This is a genomic window from Cupriavidus sp. 01L46, from assembly GCF_056399905.1.
In genome coordinates this window covers 1-583 of the sequence record NZ_JBFTSF010000694.1, presented here as the reverse complement: position 1 = coordinate 583, position 583 = coordinate 1, and the positions used below count along the sequence as shown (strand labels likewise).

Sequence of the window (583 nt, the reverse complement as noted above, 5' to 3'; positions counted from 1 at the left end):
ATCGTAAGCAGTTCGCGGATATCGTGGCCAAGGGGGGAATTGAGGGCTTGGTCAAGTATTTGGCCACTCATAATGCGGCGTGAGGTACCCCGCGTCGTTTAATGGCCCGAGAACTGCCGCCGAGGACCGGGCAATACTCGTTGCCTGCATTCTCGACAGCAGCACATCAACCGACGCTTAACCGAAGGACGGATCGACTTTGTCTTGCGCCACCCCGTAGCGCTGGATGGCCTGGGCGACCACGCCGGGCGGCAGCGCGCCGTCATCCGCCAGGGCCTTGAGCGCGGCCAGGACAACGAAGTGCCGGTCCACCTCAAAGAAGCTTCGCAGTGCCTCGCGCGTGTCGGATCGCCCAAAGCCATCGGTTCCCAATGCCACCATGCGACGTTGTCCGATGAACGGACGGATTTGGTCGGCCACAATTTTCATGTAGTCAGTGGCCACTACGAGCGGTCCCTCCCGGTCGGCCAAGCATTGCTGGACGTAGGGCACGCGCGGCCTGGCCTCGGGATGAAGCAAGTTCCAACGCTCGGCTGCCAGGCCGTCGCGGCGCAACTCCGTCAGGCTCGTGGCGCTCCAGATG

General features: G+C 62.8%; 1 protein-coding gene. It reads right to left on the bottom strand.

Annotated features, from left to right (window positions below; translation table 11 throughout):
* Positions 1–177: 177 nt before the first annotated feature.
* Positions 178–583 (bottom strand): transketolase-like TK C-terminal-containing protein (locus tag AC1DS3_RS39355; protein WP_477129463.1); only part of this gene is annotated, 406 nt, incomplete at its 5' end.